This window comes from Tabrizicola sp., assembly GCF_016793705.1.
Classification (GTDB): Bacteria; Pseudomonadota; Alphaproteobacteria; order Rhodobacterales; family Rhodobacteraceae; genus Tabrizicola.
Genome location: NZ_JAEULO010000064.1, coordinates 19,062 through 34,611, shown reverse-complemented (window position 1 = coordinate 34,611; position 15,550 = coordinate 19,062). Strand labels below are relative to the sequence as shown.

The 15,550-nt window shown below is 66.3% G+C and carries 19 protein-coding genes; all 19 read right to left on the bottom strand.

What is annotated here, in order from left to right; genetic code table 11:
• Positions 1-68: 68 nt before the first annotated feature.
• The 19 genes from JNJ68_RS16145 to JNJ68_RS16055 all read right to left on the bottom strand — a co-directional run bounded on the left by JNJ68_RS16145 (position 69) and on the right by JNJ68_RS16055 (position 15,472).
• Positions 69-698: a CDP-alcohol phosphatidyltransferase family protein gene (locus JNJ68_RS16145; protein WP_294983744.1), complete on the bottom strand. Its 630-nt coding sequence runs from the start codon at positions 696-698 to the stop codon at positions 69-71.
• Positions 695-1,639: a phosphatidate cytidylyltransferase gene (locus JNJ68_RS16140; protein ID WP_294983742.1), complete on the bottom strand. Its 945-nt coding sequence runs from the start codon at positions 1,637-1,639 to the stop codon at positions 695-697. Before JNJ68_RS16140 ends, JNJ68_RS16145 begins: the two co-directional genes overlap by 4 nt.
• A complete protein-coding gene (locus JNJ68_RS16135; protein ID WP_294983739.1) occupies positions 1,636-2,283 on the bottom strand; it encodes a lysophospholipid acyltransferase family protein in 648 nt (215 codons plus the stop codon). Before JNJ68_RS16135 ends, JNJ68_RS16140 begins: the two co-directional genes overlap by 4 nt.
• Positions 2,284-2,293: 10 nt before the next feature.
• On the bottom strand, positions 2,294-3,100 hold the full coding sequence (gene cysE, locus JNJ68_RS16130; protein WP_294983737.1) for a serine O-acetyltransferase: 807 nt from the start codon (positions 3,098-3,100) through the stop codon (positions 2,294-2,296).
• A gap of 211 nt (positions 3,101-3,311) precedes the next feature.
• Positions 3,312-7,205 carry a glycoside hydrolase/phage tail family protein gene (locus JNJ68_RS16125; RefSeq protein WP_294983734.1) on the bottom strand — a complete coding sequence of 1,298 codons (3,894 nt, stop codon included), beginning with the start codon at positions 7,203-7,205 and terminating at the stop codon, positions 3,312-3,314.
• Positions 7,206-7,649, bottom strand: coding sequence for an NlpC/P60 family protein (locus JNJ68_RS16120; RefSeq protein WP_294983731.1), 444 nt, complete (start codon positions 7,647-7,649; stop codon positions 7,206-7,208).
• On the bottom strand, positions 7,646-8,542 hold the full coding sequence (locus tag JNJ68_RS16115; RefSeq protein ID WP_294983728.1) for a DUF2163 domain-containing protein: 897 nt from the start codon (positions 8,540-8,542) through the stop codon (positions 7,646-7,648). Before JNJ68_RS16115 ends, JNJ68_RS16120 begins: the two co-directional genes overlap by 4 nt.
• A complete protein-coding gene (locus JNJ68_RS16110) occupies positions 8,539-9,171 on the bottom strand; it encodes a DUF2460 domain-containing protein (RefSeq protein WP_294983726.1) in 633 nt (210 codons plus the stop codon). The genes JNJ68_RS16115 and JNJ68_RS16110 overlap by 4 nt, the downstream gene beginning before the upstream one ends.
• An 8-nt stretch (positions 9,172-9,179) precedes the next feature.
• Positions 9,180-9,830, bottom strand: coding sequence for a phage tail tape measure protein (locus JNJ68_RS16105; RefSeq protein ID WP_294983722.1), 651 nt, complete (start codon positions 9,828-9,830; stop codon positions 9,180-9,182).
• Positions 9,787-10,026, bottom strand: coding sequence for a rcc01693 family protein (locus JNJ68_RS16100; RefSeq protein ID WP_294983719.1), 240 nt, complete (start codon positions 10,024-10,026; stop codon positions 9,787-9,789). Before JNJ68_RS16100 ends, JNJ68_RS16105 begins: the two co-directional genes overlap by 44 nt.
• Entirely contained in the window at positions 10,023-10,343 is a 321-nt protein-coding gene (locus tag JNJ68_RS16095; RefSeq protein WP_294983716.1) for a gene transfer agent family protein, read from the bottom strand. Before JNJ68_RS16095 ends, JNJ68_RS16100 begins: the two co-directional genes overlap by 4 nt.
• 1 nt (position 10,344) lies before the next feature.
• On the bottom strand, positions 10,345-10,758 hold the full coding sequence (locus tag JNJ68_RS16090; RefSeq protein WP_294983713.1) for a phage major tail protein, TP901-1 family: 414 nt from the start codon (positions 10,756-10,758) through the stop codon (positions 10,345-10,347).
• 34 nt (positions 10,759-10,792) lie between these two features.
• Complete coding sequence (locus JNJ68_RS16085) at positions 10,793-11,188, bottom strand: DUF3168 domain-containing protein (RefSeq protein ID WP_294983711.1); 396 nt, start codon at positions 11,186-11,188, stop codon at positions 10,793-10,795.
• Complete coding sequence (locus JNJ68_RS16080) at positions 11,185-11,523, bottom strand: head-tail adaptor protein (RefSeq protein WP_294983708.1); 339 nt, start codon at positions 11,521-11,523, stop codon at positions 11,185-11,187. The genes JNJ68_RS16085 and JNJ68_RS16080 overlap by 4 nt, the downstream gene beginning before the upstream one ends.
• Positions 11,520-12,116 (bottom strand): hypothetical protein, encoded by a 597-nt coding sequence (locus JNJ68_RS16075; protein WP_294983705.1) that lies wholly within the window; start codon positions 12,114-12,116, stop codon positions 11,520-11,522. Before JNJ68_RS16075 ends, JNJ68_RS16080 begins: the two co-directional genes overlap by 4 nt.
• Positions 12,117-12,198: 82 nt before the next feature.
• Positions 12,199-13,395 carry a phage major capsid protein gene (locus JNJ68_RS16070; protein ID WP_294983703.1) on the bottom strand — a complete coding sequence of 399 codons (1,197 nt, stop codon included), beginning with the start codon at positions 13,393-13,395 and terminating at the stop codon, positions 12,199-12,201.
• 91 nt (positions 13,396-13,486) lie between these two features.
• Positions 13,487-14,047 (bottom strand): HK97 family phage prohead protease, encoded by a 561-nt coding sequence (locus JNJ68_RS16065; RefSeq protein WP_294983700.1) that lies wholly within the window; start codon positions 14,045-14,047, stop codon positions 13,487-13,489.
• A 4-nt stretch (positions 14,048-14,051) separates the two neighbouring features.
• Positions 14,052-14,297, bottom strand: a complete 246-nt coding sequence (locus tag JNJ68_RS16060; RefSeq protein ID WP_294983697.1) for a hypothetical protein — start codon at positions 14,295-14,297, stop codon at positions 14,052-14,054.
• Positions 14,294-15,472, bottom strand: coding sequence for a phage portal protein (locus JNJ68_RS16055; protein ID WP_294983694.1), 1,179 nt, complete (start codon positions 15,470-15,472; stop codon positions 14,294-14,296). The genes JNJ68_RS16060 and JNJ68_RS16055 overlap by 4 nt, the downstream gene beginning before the upstream one ends.
• Positions 15,473-15,550 lie beyond the last annotated feature (78 nt).

Here is a 15,550-nt window from a genome sequence, read left to right as displayed (position 1 = left end):
TTCGCGCCCCCCGCACCCCCGCGGGATATTTGTGGACAGAAAATGGGGGGCTTTGGGCTCCCCTTTTTCTATCGGGTCTTGAGCTTGCTGATCAGGGTGAGCGAGCGCCGAAGGATCGTGATCGCGGTCCCTGCGACGACGATCCAGAGAGTCGCCGTCAGGGTCCATTCGCTCGCGTAGAGGGCGGCGATGGCCGTGCCTGCGGTGAGGACAGCCATGCGCTGCGGCTTGGCGAGGGGGCCGGAGAAGTCGGGCGGAAAGCCCTCGGCCCGGCCCAGCTCGCGGATATAGGCGGTGGCGATGGCGAGGACGGCGGCGAGAAGGCCTAGGTCCGGGCGACCAGCAGCTAGGCCTGCGCCGGCGAAGAACAGGAGGTCGGAGACACGGTCGGGGGCTTCGTTCCAGAAGGGGCCGTCCTTGGCTCCCTTGCCGCCTTCGATGGCGACCATGCCGTCGATCAGGTTGCAGACGAGCCGGGCCTGCACGGTGGCGGCGGCGAGGATCAGGCACAGGAATTGGCTTAAGCCGTCGCCCTGGGTGGACAATGCGTAAAGGAAGAAGCCCGCGGCGGCGAAACCCATGGAGGCCTGGGAAATCTGGTTGGGCGTGATCTCGCGCGTCACGGCCCAGGAGGCGAGGCGAGCGGCCCAGGCGGAGTTGCGCGAGGTCAGCGGGCGGCGGTTTTCGGCTTCGCTCATGTGGTTGACCAGACCCAGCGGGTGACGTGGAAGAAGATCGGCGCGGCGAAGATCACGCTGTCGAGGCGGTCGAGAAAACCTCCGTGCCCGGCGATCAGGTGGCCCCAGTCCTTGATGCCGCGGTCGCGCTTGATGGCCGACATCACGAGGCCGCCGAAGAAGCCCATCAGCGTGATCAGGAGGCACATGCCCGCAGCCTGGAGCGGAGAGAAGGGCGTCATCCACCAGAGCGCGGTGCCGACGGCGCTGGCGGTGAGCGCGCCACCGATCAGCCCTTCCCAGGTTTTCGAGGGCGAGAGGTTGGGTGCGACCTTGGTGCGACCGACGAGCTTGCCCCAGACGTATTGCATCACGTCCGAAAGCTGTACTACGAAGATCAGGTAGGCGATGAGAATGACGTTGCGCCCCTCGAATCCCGGAATTTGCAGGTAGAGGAGCGCGGGGACATGGCTGGCGCAATAGACGCAGATCATCAGCGCCCATTGGGTTTCCGAGACGCGGATCAAGAAGTCCTTGGTGGAGCCCCTAAGCGCCGAAACGACGGGGAGGAGGAGGAATGCGTAGACCGGGATGAAGATCGAATACATCCCGTACCAGTCTGTCGCGAGGAACCAGTACTGCAGCGGCAGGATCAGGAAGAAACAGGCGACGAGCGACCAGTGGTCGGCGCGGTTGTGGGTGGTCAGAGTCAGGAATTCGCGGAGAGCGGCGAAGGAGCAGAGCGCGAAGAGAAGGACGACGCCCGGCTTGCCGGCGATGAAGGCGAGCGCGAGGCAGATGACCATCACCCACCACGCGTTGATGCGGGCGGTCAGGTTCTCGATCACCGGGTTCTCGCCCGCGGGCGAGAGGCGCAGCCTGAGGATTTCGCCGATGATGGAGGCAACGATCAGGATGGTGCCGACGCCGGAAAGGAGCCAGAGGAGATGGGGCGAGGTCATGACAGTGCCTGCGGTTTCAGCGCGAGGAGCGCCTGGGTGGCGCGGGCAAGGAAGGCGTCCTTGCTCTCGTCCGGCGTCAGATGCAGGGGGGAGCCGAAGGTCAGGGTGCAGATCAGCGGCACGGGGATGATTTCACCCTTCGGCATCACGCGGTTGAGGTTGGCGATCCAGACCGGGACAAGGTCGACGCCGGGGCGGGTCTTGGCAAGGTGGTAAAGGCCGGACTTGAAAGGGAGGAGGGGCGCGTCCGAGCTGTTGCGCTGGCCTTCGGGGAAGAGGATGAGCGAGGAGCCCTGGTCGAGCGCCGCGGCCATCTGTGCCACCGGATCCTCGGTCCGCGCCTCGGGGCGGCGGTCGATCAGGACAGCGTTGAACACCTCGCGCCCGATGAAGGCGCGGATAGGGGAGGTCAGCCAGTAGTCCAGCGCGGCGACGGGGCGGGTCTGACGGCGAAGAGGCGCGGGGAGCGCGGTCCAGAGAAGGACGAAGTCGCCGTTCGAGCTGTGGTTGGCGAAGTAGACCCGCTGATGCGGCACCGGCTCGATCCCCTGCCAGATGGCGCGGGGCGCGGTCATGAAGCGGGCGAAGGTGGAAATCGCCTGGCCCGTCACCCGGGCGGCGAAGGCGCGGAGAGCGGGGATCATGCCGGGCCGGTCATTCCGCCTTCAGGATCTGGTCCATGGTCAGCGCGGGCTGGGCGCAGCCAGCCTTGCCGACGACGCGGGCCGGGACACCGGCAACGGTGGAGTTCGGCGGCACGTCCTCCAGCACGACGGACCCGGCGGCAATGCGCGAGCAATGGCCGACCTGGATATTGCCGAGGACCTTGGCCCCGGCCCCGATCAGGACACCATCGCCGATCTTGGGATGCCGGTCGCCGTCCTCCTTGCCGGTGCCGCCGAGGGTGACGGAATGCAGCATCGAGACGTTGTCGCCCACCACCGCGGTTTCGCCGATGACGATGGAATGGGCATGGTCGATCATGATCCCCTTGCCGACGCGGGCGGCGGGGTGGATGTCGACGCCGAAGACCTCGGACACGCGCATCTGGACGAAATAGGCCAGGTCGATGCGACCCGCCAGCCAGAGCCAGTGTCCGATGCGATAGGCCTGGACGGCCTGGTAACCCTTGAAGAAGAGGAGCGGCTGGAGGAAGCGGTGGCAGGCCGGATCGCGTTCGTAGACGGCCATGAGGTCGGAGCGGGCAGCCGCACCAATCGAAGGGTCGCTGTCATAGGCTTGATCTGCAATCTCGCGAAGGATCTGCTCGCTCATCTCGCCAGAGGCGAGCTTCAGCGAGAAGCGATAGGCAAGCGCGCGTTCCAGCGTGGAATGGTGCAGAAGGCCGGAATGGATGAGTCCGCCGAGCAGCGGCTCATTGCGGATGGCTTCCACCGCCTCTTCGCAGACACGGTGCCAGACGGGGTCGATGGCTGCGACTTTGGGTTTGGTTTCAAGCATGGCGGCGTCTCCCGATACGCAGTCTTGATACCACATCCAAAGCGGGGGGCGACACGCATTTCTGTATGGTCGTTCATCAATTGTTGAAATGTCCAGGGCGCTTCTGAATCGCCGGACAGGGCAAGGGATTCGTGCGAAGCAACCATGTGTCGGGTCGGGCCATTTCAAAGCCGGGGCTTTGCTGTCACAGCGGATCAAGGAGCCACCTCATTCAGATCTGCACCTCGATCTGCCGGAACGGGCCGGGTCCGTAGCTCATGGAAAGCTGGGCCACCGCAAGCTGGAAGTCGGTGGAAACGCCATCTGACGCCCGCATGGCGCTCGTGTAGGCAAAGGACGGCTGGCTGGTGCCGTACTCCGCCTGGATTTCTCCACCCTCGATCACCCGAACAAGATAGGCTTCGCTTTCTTCGGCGAGCGGAACCTCGGTCGATTGCCAGCTGTCGCCGTCCAGGCGCGTCCGGCGCCGCCAGACAAGCTGGATATCGCCGGAAGCCTGGGTATGCCGAATATGGGCGACGGGATAGGGACGCAGCCCTATCCCGTCGAACGCTTCCGTGCGCAGGATCACGTTCGAGTCATCATAACCCCGCGATGCGGAACCGATCCGGTAGTAGCGCACCAAGCCTCGGGACGAGGCCGACAGCTCTATCTGCATCAGCGCAAGGTCAAGCAGAACGACGGTACTGCCTGCAGGCCAGACATCCGGCATGACGCCGTCGGTTCCAAGCTGGCCGCGAAGGCGGGCCGAAATCTCATAGGTGTCGGGCGCGACAATCTGGGCGTCGGCAAACTGGAAGACCTCCCAGTTGGCCGCACTGCCGTCACCGATGGCCATGGCATTGGCGCCGTTCAGCACGGAGGTCCGGCTGGCGGATGCCAGTTCTCCTCCGGCAATCCTGACGCGAAGCGGCGGGCCTTCGTCCCATATGCCGGGACGGTGGACCGTTATCGGCGATTCCGTGACGCCAATCACCGCCGGAGCAGCGACAAGCCGGTTGAGTTCGTAACCGGCGTCCTCGCCAGACGACCACACCGCGACCGGCCCCGGCCAAGGGTCGGCACCGACCGCCACATGCGGGGCATGGGGGACTTCCTGACCCGTCAGAAGCGGCAGATCAAGAAACACGGGAAGCACCGGAACCGGAGGATTGAACGGGCGCAGGGACGAAACCTCTTCCGATTTCTCCGAGGGGAGATAGATACCGGGCTCGACCCGGGTGGCTTCCAGGAGTTGGCTTTCCGATTGCTCGACCCGATCCACCCGGTAGCGACCATCCGCTATCCGGACGACATCGCCGGCTCCGATCGAAAGTCTGGACTTCGGCAGCGCGAACCTGGCGGTATCTCTTGCCACCCGCGCTTCCGCCAACCATCGCTCGACCGCGCCCAGACCCTCCGATTTCGTCAGGGCCAGAGGCAGATCGGTCTGGGAAACGCCGACGGATTCCTCATCGGGAAAACGCGTTTCGACCGACCGAAGCTCGTAGCTGGATTGCGCATCGACATAGCCGAGACGAACCTGACCCGCTGTTTCGGCATCCGAGCTTCGCGTCACCTCGATCCGTCCGTCGAGGTCCGGCACAAGCGCGACCTCGTCCCCGGCAAGGTCGGCCAGCACATTTGCGGTGCGATTGCGAAATACCAGTTGCCCGTCACGCTCGAAGACATCAAAGCCGAAGGCGAGCATGAGGGGCTGCAAGGCCGACCGAACGGTGGCAATGTCGGTTTGCTGATAGCCGCGAACCAGCCCGAACAGAGCACTCAAATCAAGCGCCTCCACCCCGGATTTCCGGCACAACTCGCGCACGACGGCGGACAGCGGCTGGTTCGACGCCCGCCCGTTCAGCCAGTGCCCGCGCGCGTAGTTCGCACCGTCACTCCAGACTTCGGTCTGGCCGGGAAATTCCGGAAAAGGGCGCGCATCCCAGGCCCAGGCATAGGCATGACTCATGTCAACCATCGCAGCGCCGTAAATGCCGGAAACCGGATTGTTCCGGGAATCGGTCCAATGCGCTGCCATCGCCAGCAGATACTGCATCTGGATCAGATCATCGCGTCGTCCATTGGACCAGGCGGGCAGCCCGGACTCCGACGATTTCGCGTCGACGAAACGGTTCGGCTGGTTGGTCCCCTTGTCGATGGCCGCACATCCATATTCCGTGAACCGGATCGGCTTCGACGCCGGAACCCAATCGGTCGGCGACGCCGATCTGACGCCGTCGAGCCGGTCATGATGCCAACTCGACCACCAGGATTTCAGGTCCTTGACGCGAAAGATCCAATCCTCGCCATATGCGGTGTCGATGATCGGCAGGCGTCGTTGCGCAAGCGCTCCCTCCGGGCTGTCGTAGTACCAGTCGAACCCTTCGCCTCCCGCGATGTTCGCAAGCAGGTATTGCGGATTGTAGACCGAGCCGAAGGCGGAATCGGCGTGACATTCGCCATCGCGCCAGTCAGAGAGCGGCATGTAATTGTCGATGCCGATGAAGTCGATGTCGGGATGCGACCACAGCGGATCAAGGTGGAAATAGACGTTTCCGTCGACATGATAGCCGAAATACTCGGACCAGTCGGCCGCATAGCTGATCTTGACCTGGGGCCCTACGATTGACCTGACATCAGCCGCAAGGCGCCGCAATTCCTGGACAGCAGGAAAGCTGTCGCCGACGCCTCGAACCTGCGTCAGCGACCGAAGCTCCGACCCGATGCAGAAGGATTCCACGCCCCCCGCAGCCGCGCAAAGATGGGCGCAGTGCAAGATGAACTTGCGGTAGCCCCAATCTGCGGGCCCGGAATAGCTGATCGTCTCGCCGCTCACCGAAAAATGCGCCGGCTCGGCAACCCCGAAGAAGGCGGCGACTTCAGCCGCCGCGCCTGCGGTCCGGTCCGCACTGCCAGGACGTCCCGGCGCGGTCGTCAGGGTGATGCGACCCCGCCAGGGCAGCGCGAGTTGCGTGGCGGCGCCCGTCCAGGGGTCTGGCAAGATGTTACCCGCGACCTGGTCCATCAGGATGAAGGGATAGAACATCACCTCCTTGCCGGCGTCCCGCAGGGCCCGGATCGCCTCGATCACCGAAGCATCCGCCGGCGTTCCGCCATAGATCGATGCATTGTCGACCTTCGGAACCTCCTGCGCCGCAGCCCGGTTGATGCCACCCGCGCGCCAGGGCATGCCGACCCCATCCCGGAGCTTCTGTTCCACCTTCGGGCGGACCGTGCAGGACGAACACCGCAGGTCGTTACCGAACCAGGAGACGACAACCGACACTACACCCGACTCCGGCAGTTCCTGGCTCAGCTGGTCCAGGCTGGTCGCGAAATCGGTCTTTCCCGATGGCGAATGGACGTTCGCCGTGCGGTTCCGGCCCAGCGCCTCGGCATAGTGAACCGGCGTCGTTGCCAACCCGTATTCGCCGGTCCCGGGAATCAGCGCCACACCCCGAACCGCGCCGCCCAGCGTCGCCGCCCGGTCCACAGCCGGACCCTGCGCCGCCCGCACCACTTCGAAACTGAACTGTGGGACGCGATTGCCGTAAGCGGCAAGCTCCAGATCCTCGATGACAACATAGGCCAGGCCACGATAGGCCGGGGCCTTGCCAACCCCCTCGACTGCTTCGATCAAGGGATCGGGCAGCTGGTCTTCGCTGCCGCTGTAGACCCGCATGCTGAGATCGGTCGCCGGGATCTCGTTGCCATCGGCCCAGATCCTGCCGACCCGAAGGATTTCGCCTTCGCAAAGCCCGATCGCCAGGCTGACCGAATAGCTGTATTCGTTCACCTTGGGCTTCGGCGCACCCTTCCCTGTCCGGCGACGACGGACCGTTTCGGTGAACTCCGTGGCCCAGACCACCTGCCCGCCAACCCGCATTCGCCCCCAGACCTGCCCGATGGCCGCCCCCTCGCCCGCACCCGTAAGGCGCAACCGGTCGATCCGGCCTACATCCACCGGCTCCGACCCCCCGCCCAGGATACGCTGGTCGATTGCCCGTCCGATCGTCGCCCCGATGGCGCGCCCGATCACAGCACCGGAGAGGCCCAGAACAGTCCCGCCGACACCGGCACCGACCATCGCGCCCGCGGCCGAAAGCAGCAAAGTGGCCATTCACTTGGTTCCTTCTGGAAAGGCAAAACGCGCCGCAATCCGGCGCTCCCACGGGGCCGAAAGCGAGCTTTCGATCACGCCATGGCCTGTGTAGGCATGGATGAACCGCGGATGCGGTCCGGTCTCGGACTGAAGCCCCAGATGCTTGGCGATACTCCCCTCCCGCATGCGGAACAGGATCACGTCGCCGACTGCGGGCTGAGCACACGACTTTTCCCGAAGCCACCGCTCGGCCGCTGCAAACAGGACCTCCTCGTTCGATGGTTCCGCCCAATCGTCCGTGTAGACGGGCACCGGCTCCGGCTCGTCACCCAGAACCGCCCGCCAGACGCCGCGCAGCAACCCGAGGCAATCCGTTCCGGCCCCCCGGACACTCGCCTGGTGAAGATAGGGTGTCCCGACCCACAGCCGCGCCTCGGCAACGATCTGCGCGCCGACTGTCATGCGCCACCGCCATCGGACCGCCGGGCCCCGCCATTCGACCGGCCCGGAACCGGATACGAGGCAAGCCAGTCCTCCCCCGGAACATGCGGAAACCCCCGGAAGTTCAGGAAGTTCGCGAACTTGATGCGGCAGGCGGTCGCAGACTTGTCGCAACCCGCCTCGATGCGAACCAGGTCACCGGCCGCAATCGGAGCCCGCAGCGACTGCCAAAGTTCGACCCGGCGGTTCGCCCCCTCCTGCCGGTCGATCTTCACGACACCCATCAGCCCCACCGCTGCCCCGCTGATGACCGTGAAGCGCCCATCCTCGAACCAGCTCCGCTCGAAACTCGCGAAGTCGGCAAAGGTGAAGACCCTGCCCTCCTCCACCGCGTCCACCGCCACCTCGACGAAATATCCCGGCTGGGTCAGCGCGAAGCGGCAGCGACCGTCGCCCAGCACAGCCGAACACCCCGGTGTATAGGCCATGCCTTGCGGGCGGTTCAGCAGCTCGGTCAGGCCGCGCAGTTCGGCCTTGAAGCTGCCGTCAACACGAGAGATCTCGCCCAGGCTGCCGCAGAACTGAAGGACAAAGTCTTCCGGCGCCACCCAGTTGACCAGATAGGCCCGAACCTCCGCGCCGTCGAAGCGACCGACGGTCAGGTCATCCTCGGTGATCGCCGCCGCGCTCAGCGCGCCGAAGGCCTCACTGTTGTCAACTGAAAGTCCGGTCGTCTGCTGAAGCGCGCGGGCGGTCATGCCCGTGTCTGCACGGCAGGCCACTCCATCGACCTGAAGGTCCTGGTCGTGGTCGGTGAAACCAAGCACCAACCCGTCCCGGCTCCGCACCGTCCAGGCGCGGCAAACCGTGGTAGAGCCGGTCGCAAGATGCGAAAGCAGGGCGTCCTTGCTCACAGCCGCACCTCCACGATGGGCACATTGGGAACATCCCCGGCCCGGAACGACGCGACCGAGGTCTGGATCGCATCGGTGTCGAAGCGGACCGGCACGTCGAATTCGAACCCCGCCGTGACGCGGGTGCCCAGGTCCGGCGCAAGGGTGAAGCTCACCTCACCGGTTTCCGGGTTCACCGTGAACTCCAGCGACTCGATCTTCTGATCTCCGGCCACGGCGACCAGCACCGTGCCGAGAACCGGCTTGCGGATCGGGCGGGAATATTCCTGCAAGCCCGACACATAGGTCTTCCGCAACGGAAAGACCTTCGTCTCCCCGTCGCCGGTTCCGATCAGCTGATCGTCAGGAGCCGGGGTCGCAAGCGGCGCGCAGGACTTGAAGTCCGACCAGTCCTTCCAGCGAAAGCCGTGCAACTGCCCGGCGCGGGCCTCGAAAAAGGCGATCAGCGTCTCGACGTCGTTCAGCGACCGCAGCCCCACGCCCGCATCGTAGCGTCGGCGCGAATGCGCCCAGGGGCTGTTCCGCTCTTCGAACCCGTTCGCCAGGGTGACGATCTCGGTCCGCCGTTCGGGGCCGCCGACCGACCCGAAGCTCAGGTTGGCCGGGAAGCGTATCTCGTGAAATGCCATTTCATCCCTCACCGGTTACGCTGGCCGCGCGACAGGGCGCGGCTGACCTGGGCCGCAACCTGCGATTGGCTGCGCTGGAAGCCCTGGACGTCCGGCGTCGTGATGTTCATCACCACGCTGACCGCCCTGCCCCCGCCCGCCTGCACTCCCAGCCGACCGTCCGGACCCCGCGCCAGCGGCATGATCGCCTCGGGTCCCGCCTCGCCCATCAAGCCGCGCCCGCCCCGCATCGGAAAGGTCGTGGGCGCGCCCACGATTCCGCCTTTGGCAAAGGGCATCACCTTCCCCTGGCTGAAGGCCCCGCCATTGGCAAAGGGCATCCCCGCCCCCATGACCCCGGCCACACCCTGCGCCAGCAGGCCGCCCAGCGCGCCCGTCACCGGCTTGATCGCGATGGAATAGACCGTATCGACGATGGTGTTCGCGACCGACTTCAGCGCGTCGTTCAGCTTCATCCCGTCGAAGACCAGCCCGTCGAAGGCCTTCCGCAGCCCCCCGCTGATCCCGCTCGACAACGTGTTCACCTCACGACCGGTAAAGGCCATCGTCTCCCGCATCCGCGAAAGCTCACCGTCGAACGCCGCCACCATCGACACCGACGACCCCATCTGCGCCTCAAGCGCCTGGAGCTGCTCCTGCATCGTTCCGATATCCGCCATCGCGCTTTTCCTTCCTCACATCCGGGAACGCCGCCGCCAGTTCCGCCAGGCGCGCGCGTGTCAGGGGCGGGACCAGACCCTCCCGCCCCAACATGATCTTCAGCTCCACCGGCGTGAGCCGCCAGAAGACCGCCGGTTCCAGCCCCAACCCATGCAGGCCCGCCTGCATCAGCCCGCGCCAGTCGATTCCGCTCATGGCTCTTCCGGCAGCGCGAAGGCCCGCGCCAGCAACTCAGCCGCCGCCCGCGCCGCCTCGACCGGCCCGCCGCCGATCTCGACCCGCAACAGGTCCGCAGCCGACCCCTGCCACCCGCCGCCGCGCAACCCCGCGACGATCAGCGCCAGGACATCCCGCGTCGAGAATCGCCGTTCCTCGAACCGCTGCACCAGGTCCAGAAGCGACCCCGTCTCCAGCGCCTCCTCCAGCTCGGCCAGCGCGCCCAAAGTCAGCTTCGCCGCATGCAGCTCACCATCCAGCCAGATCGCCACCTCACCTGCCCAGGGGTTCGCCATCTCAAAGCGCCGTAAAGGTCAGGGCACCCGCCGAGGCCATCGCCATCTCGTAACTCGCCTCGTCGTTGTGGCTGCCCGAATATTCGATGCTGGTGATCTGGAACGGCCCCTCGATCACGCCAAAGCTCGGGATCACCACCTGGAAATCCGGGATCTCGCCGGTGAAGAACACCTGCCGCGCCCGCTCGTCGGTGTTCTCGTCCCGGAACACGCCCGACCCCGAGATCGCGGCCGACTTCACCCCCGCCCCCGCCAGCAGCTCGCGCCAGCCGCCCTGGCTTTCCAGGCTGGTGACATCCACCGATTCCGTGTTGAAGCTGATCCGCGTCGCCCGCAGGCCCGCAATGGTGACGAACTGGCCGTCCCCCGTCTGGTCGATCTTGATCAGCAGATCCTTGCCGCTTTGCACAGCCATATTCGCTCTCCGTATGAAGGGTGTTGGGCGGGCGCTAAAGCTGAACCCGTGCCCGGAAGGTGAGGTCGATCCGCCGCGTCTCGCCCTCTTCGATCCGCCGCGCCGAGGCCCGGACGAAGAACAGGCTGACCAGCGCGCCCCGCGACAGCGACAGGGGAGCCCCGATCAGCGCTTCCGAGATATCGGCACCGATGGTCTTGATCGACAGGAACCCGGTCGCATCGGTGATCACGCTGATCACCAGCTGATGCTCGGCCCCCGCGCCCGACTTGTCGGACTGGTCGCGCGCCTCCTCGGGGCCGATCAGAACGAAGGTCCCGGTCACGTTCGGCGGCACGGCGTCGTAGATCGCCACGCCCGCCAGGGCCGGCCAGTTCGACAGCCGCTGAAACACCGCCGTCTGCAGGGCGGGTGCTGCACCATAGCTCATTTCGGCACCTCCTCGCGGGCGAAACAGGTGAGATAGCGACCGAATTGGTCCCGCTCGGTCACCGCCTGGATCAGGAACAGCCGCACCCCCTCGCGGAACCGCTGCCCCGCCTTGGGCCGCGAGGGCGAACCGACCGCCGCACCTCGCACCGTGATCCGGTAGGGCACCGCCGACAGCATTCGCTCCTCGCCCAAGGTATCGCTGCCCGATCCCGGCAGCACCTCGGCCCAGAGCGTGCCCAGAGCCGTCCAGGCCGACGTGAAACCACCCGCGCCGTCCGGTGTACGAAACACACCCTCCAGCACCAGCGCCCGGTTCAGATGGGGCGCGTTCATTTCTTGCCCCCGCCGAGGATGCGCACCGTCCGCCAGCGCTCGATCAGCGTCACCACGCCGAAGGGCAGCCCTGCGGCCTGCGCGCCATCGTCGTGGCGATGCTCGTAGAACTCCCCCGCCAGCAGCAGCACCGCCTGCCGCAGGTCGACCGGAATGTCGGTCCAGGCCGCGCCGAAGCCCGCATCGAACACCACCTTCACCACCCCCTCACCGGGGATGGTGGGCAGCGCCCCACCCTTCCCTGCCAACCGCGGGCGATGCAGGTCCTTGACCAGCCGATAAGCGCCGACTGGCACCACCACCTCGCCCCCCGCCGCATCGACCAGCGTCACGCTCACCACACTGGACACCGGGGCCACAGGCATTGCTTGTTCTTCATCCCGCCAGCACTCCAGCACCCAGAGGAACCGGCGCTGGAACAGCATCTTGCCGATCCGCCCCTCGATCGACGCCAGGGCGGCGCGAAGGTAGGTCTCGATCAGCCCGTCCTGCAACCCGTCATCGGCAAAGCCGCTGCCCATCCGCAGATGGTCCTTCAACTCTTCCACCGGCAGCGCCGCCAGCGGCACCGGGGTCTCTTCGGTCAACATCATGATCAGCTCTCCGCCCGGACCGGGCCGTTGCGATACGCGAGGGGCAGGAAAGGCCCGCCCCCGCAGGGACCGGGCCGGAACGTCACGACACCGCGATCTTCAGAAGCTTGATCGCCGCATAGTCGGTGATGTCGCCGCCCACGCGCTTGTTGGCGTAGAACAAAACGTTGGGCTTGGCAGAGAACGGATCGCGCAGGATGCGCAGGTCCGGGCGTTCCGCGATGGTATAGGCCGCGCGGAAGTCGCCGAAGGCCACTGCATAGGCGTTCGCCGCGATGTCGGGCATGTCCTCCGACACCACCACCGGATAGCCCATCAGCCGCGAAGGCTCGCCCGCCGCTAGCCCGTCCGACCACAGGAAGCGACCGTCGGCGTCCTTCATCTTGCGCACCGCGCCCACGGTCTTCGAGTTCATCACGAAGCTGCCGTTTGCCCGGTAGTCCGCGCCCAGCGCATAGACCAGGTTGATGATGCAATCCGCCGCATTGGTGGTCGCAAAGTCGGCCGCCGCCCCCGTGGGGATGTAACCGATATTGCCCCAGGTCCAGGACGCGTTCGCCACCTTGGTGGGCAAGAGAATGCCCTTCGGCTTGTCGACGCCATCGCCGTTGATGAAGGCCGCCGCCTCGGCGCGGATGAAGCGGGTGGCGATCTTCTCGGCCAGCCAGCCTTCCACGTCGAAGGCGCTGTCATCCAGCAGGCGCTGGCTGGCCTTCGGCATCGCCGCCAGCTCGTGCAGCTTGATCGAGATGCGCTCGATCACCGGCGTCGCCGTCTCGGTGGTGGCCGCGGCCTCGGTCGCCCAGCCCGACCCCACTTCGCTGCGATCCACGATCACGTCGAACGAAGTCGCCTCGACCTGCACCACATTCGCCACTGACCGCAAGCTGGAGGTAGACAGCAGCAACGACTGGATGCGGTCCGAGGTCTGCGGGTCGACCAGGTAGCCGCCGTCTGCCGCCACGGCGGAAGACATCGCCTTGCCTTCCAGGATCAGGCCGCGCAGGCCATCGTCATCGCCCGACCGCAGATAGGCGTTGAACGCCTTCTGATGCGGGGCTTCCACCTCCGCGCGGGCCGAAAGCGCCGGGCGGCCATAGGACATCGTCTTTGCGTTCAGCATGGTCAGTCGCTCTTCCTGATGTTTCAGCGTGGATTTCACTTCGCCCTGAAAGCTGCTGAATTCTTTCAGGAAACCGGCCATCGCGGCCTTGGCCTCTTCGGCCGGCGAATGGGCCGGGGACAGACCTTCCCCGGCCCGAGACTTGGTCTCGGTCATCTTTCTTCCCTTCCGTTTCAGTATCGAGAGCGCGGTCGTCACCCGCGCCTCCCCTCCCCCTCGTGGGGAGGGGATGGGGGTGGGGGGCTGTTCAGCCCGTCCGGTGGTCGGCCAACGCCCGCCGCGCGTCCTCGAAGACCGCCGCGATATGTCGCCAGCCCTCGTCCAGCACCTCCGCCTTGGCCGCAACCCGCGCTTCGGGCAGCATCGGGAAGGTCACCAGCGACACCTCCCAAAGCTCCAGCTCCGACAACAGGCGCTGGCCCTTGCCGTCGCGCTCCGCCCGGACGGTGCGATAGCCGATGGACAGCCCGTCGATGGCCCCCGCCTGGACCAGGGCCGCCACCTCGCGGCCCCGCTCCACCTCGGTCAGGATGCGCCCCTTGACCCACAGGCCCGTCGCATCCTCGCGCACCTCGTCCCACACCCCGATGGGCTGGCCGGGGTCGTGCTGCCACAGCATCTTGACCCGCCCCTGCCGCGCCGCCAGCCGCTTCAGGCTCGCCGCATAGGCGCCCTTCTGCACGATGTCGCCGCCCTGGTCGGTCTTGCCGAACAGCGAGGCATAGCCCTGCATCACATGCCCCTCGCTCACCACCAGCCCCGCCTCGGGCCGGTGGAACTTGCGCTCGGGCGCTCCAGATTCGCTCATTCCCTCACCTCATCGAAGCCTGGATGACCGTCTCGGCCATCTGTGCCAACAGGAACGCCGCCACGCCGTAGACGCCGACCCAGATCCGTTTCTCCAGCCGCTCCAGCGTCGCCTCGATCAGCCCCAGCCGGTACTCCAGCCCCGCCCAGCGCTCATCCGCGACCCGCTCGTTCGCCTCGATCCGCGCTGCCGCTGCGTCGAAACTGTCGTACAGGAACCGCGAACCGCCTTCAGACCGCCGCGCCGTCATTCCCCCCCCGCCAGCTTCGGCAGGCCCAGGAGCATCCGCTTCTCGGCCACCGTCAGGAAATCCGCCGCCGCGACCCGCGCCCATTGCTGATCCCGCTCGCTCGCCAAGGCAGGCACCTGGTCGAGATCGGGCTTCAGGTCGACCGCCTCGCCCGCGAAGCCCGACAGCCAATGCGCCAGATCCGCCATCACCTTGGTCGCCAAGGGCAGCACCGTCAGCCGGTAGAGCGCCCGGTTCGCCTCCTGATAGTTGGAATAGGTCGCGTCCCCGGGAATCCCCAGCAGCATCGGCGGCACACCGAAAGCAATCGCGATCTCCCGCGCGGCCGCCTCCTTGGTCTTCTGGAACTCCATGTCCGAAGGCGAAAACCCCATCGGCTTCCAGTCGAGCCCGCCCTCCAGCAGCATCGGCCGCCCGGCATTCCGCGCGCCCTGATGATGCGCCTCCATCTCGCTCACCAGCCGGTCATACTGGTCGGAAGACAGCGAGGCCGCCCCGTCCGCGCCCTTGTAGACGATGGCCCCCGAAGGCCGCGCCGCATTGTCCAGCAGCGCCTTCGACCAGCTGGAGGCGCTGTTGTGCACGTCCACCGCCACCGCCGCCGCCTGCATCGGCGAGAACCCGTAGTGGTCATCCTGCGGGTGGAAGGTCTTGAGGTGGCAGATCGGGCTCATCTCGCCCGTCACGTCATAGCGATGCGTCCGCCCCCCGACCGTGTAGTCATAGGCCACCGGCCAACCATCCGCCCCCGGCACCAGGTTCATCCGGTCCGACCGCAGCACATGCAGCTCGCCCGGCACCGAGCCCGCCCCCGGCACCGCCTCGACATAGGCGTTCCCGGACAAGAGCAGATAGCCGTAAACCGCCTCCAGGAACTCCGCCCGCCCCTGAGCCCCATTCGGACGCCCGATCAGCTCCAGCACCGGATGCGTATCGAACCGCTGGTCGGCAGTCTGGCACACCAAAGGCAGCGCCGCCGCCGCCTCGGCGATCAGCCGCACCACACGGAAGCCGACCGGATTGCCCTGGAACCCCGTCCGCGTCAGGCTGGCCGTGTCCCGCGGGCTCCAGGCCACGCGGCCCGCGCTTCCCCAGGCGATCACCCGGCCGACCGCCGAGGCCTTGCGCTCTGGCACCGCCTGCACCGGCGCCTTCCGCAGAAAATCGAACACCATCTTGCGCTCCTTCATGCCCCGGGCAAATCCCGACCATCCGGGCTGCCTGAAGCGCCCGGCCATATGACCTGCCAATTC

Coding starts and splice junctions, on each gene's coding strand:
- JNJ68_RS16060 (WP_294983697.1), bottom strand. CDS start 14,297: ATGACGGCGCGGCGGTCTGAAGGCGGTTCGCGGTTCCTGTACGACAGT.
- JNJ68_RS16120 (WP_294983731.1), bottom strand. CDS start 7,649: ATGACAGTCGGCGCGCAGATCGTTGCCGAGGCGCGGCTGTGGGTCGGG.
- JNJ68_RS16080 (WP_294983708.1), bottom strand. CDS start 11,523: ATGAACGCGCCCCATCTGAACCGGGCGCTGGTGCTGGAGGGTGTGTTT.
- JNJ68_RS16135 (WP_294983739.1), bottom strand. CDS start 2,283: ATGATCCCCGCTCTCCGCGCCTTCGCCGCCCGGGTGACGGGCCAGGCG.
- cysE (WP_294983737.1), bottom strand. CDS start 3,100: ATGCTTGAAACCAAACCCAAAGTCGCAGCCATCGACCCCGTCTGGCAC.
- JNJ68_RS16100 (WP_294983719.1), bottom strand. CDS start 10,026: ATGAGCGGAATCGACTGGCGCGGGCTGATGCAGGCGGGCCTGCATGGG.
- JNJ68_RS16145 (WP_294983744.1), bottom strand. CDS start 698: ATGAGCGAAGCCGAAAACCGCCGCCCGCTGACCTCGCGCAACTCCGCC.
- JNJ68_RS16055 (WP_294983694.1), bottom strand. CDS start 15,472: ATGGTGTTCGATTTTCTGCGGAAGGCGCCGGTGCAGGCGGTGCCAGAG.
- JNJ68_RS16075 (WP_294983705.1), bottom strand. CDS start 12,116: ATGATGTTGACCGAAGAGACCCCGGTGCCGCTGGCGGCGCTGCCGGTG.
- JNJ68_RS16095 (WP_294983716.1), bottom strand. CDS start 10,343: ATGGCGAACCCCTGGGCAGGTGAGGTGGCGATCTGGCTGGATGGTGAG.
- JNJ68_RS16065 (WP_294983700.1), bottom strand. CDS start 14,047: ATGAGCGAATCTGGAGCGCCCGAGCGCAAGTTCCACCGGCCCGAGGCG.
- JNJ68_RS16090 (WP_294983713.1), bottom strand. CDS start 10,758: ATGGCTGTGCAAAGCGGCAAGGATCTGCTGATCAAGATCGACCAGACG.
- JNJ68_RS16105 (WP_294983722.1), bottom strand. CDS start 9,830: ATGGCGGATATCGGAACGATGCAGGAGCAGCTCCAGGCGCTTGAGGCG.
- JNJ68_RS16070 (WP_294983703.1), bottom strand. CDS start 13,395: ATGACCGAGACCAAGTCTCGGGCCGGGGAAGGTCTGTCCCCGGCCCAT.
- JNJ68_RS16140 (WP_294983742.1), bottom strand. CDS start 1,639: ATGACCTCGCCCCATCTCCTCTGGCTCCTTTCCGGCGTCGGCACCATC.
- JNJ68_RS16085 (WP_294983711.1), bottom strand. CDS start 11,188: ATGAGCTATGGTGCAGCACCCGCCCTGCAGACGGCGGTGTTTCAGCGG.
- JNJ68_RS16125 (WP_294983734.1), bottom strand. CDS start 7,205: ATGGCCACTTTGCTGCTTTCGGCCGCGGGCGCGATGGTCGGTGCCGGT.
- JNJ68_RS16110 (WP_294983726.1), bottom strand. CDS start 9,171: ATGGCATTTCACGAGATACGCTTCCCGGCCAACCTGAGCTTCGGGTCG.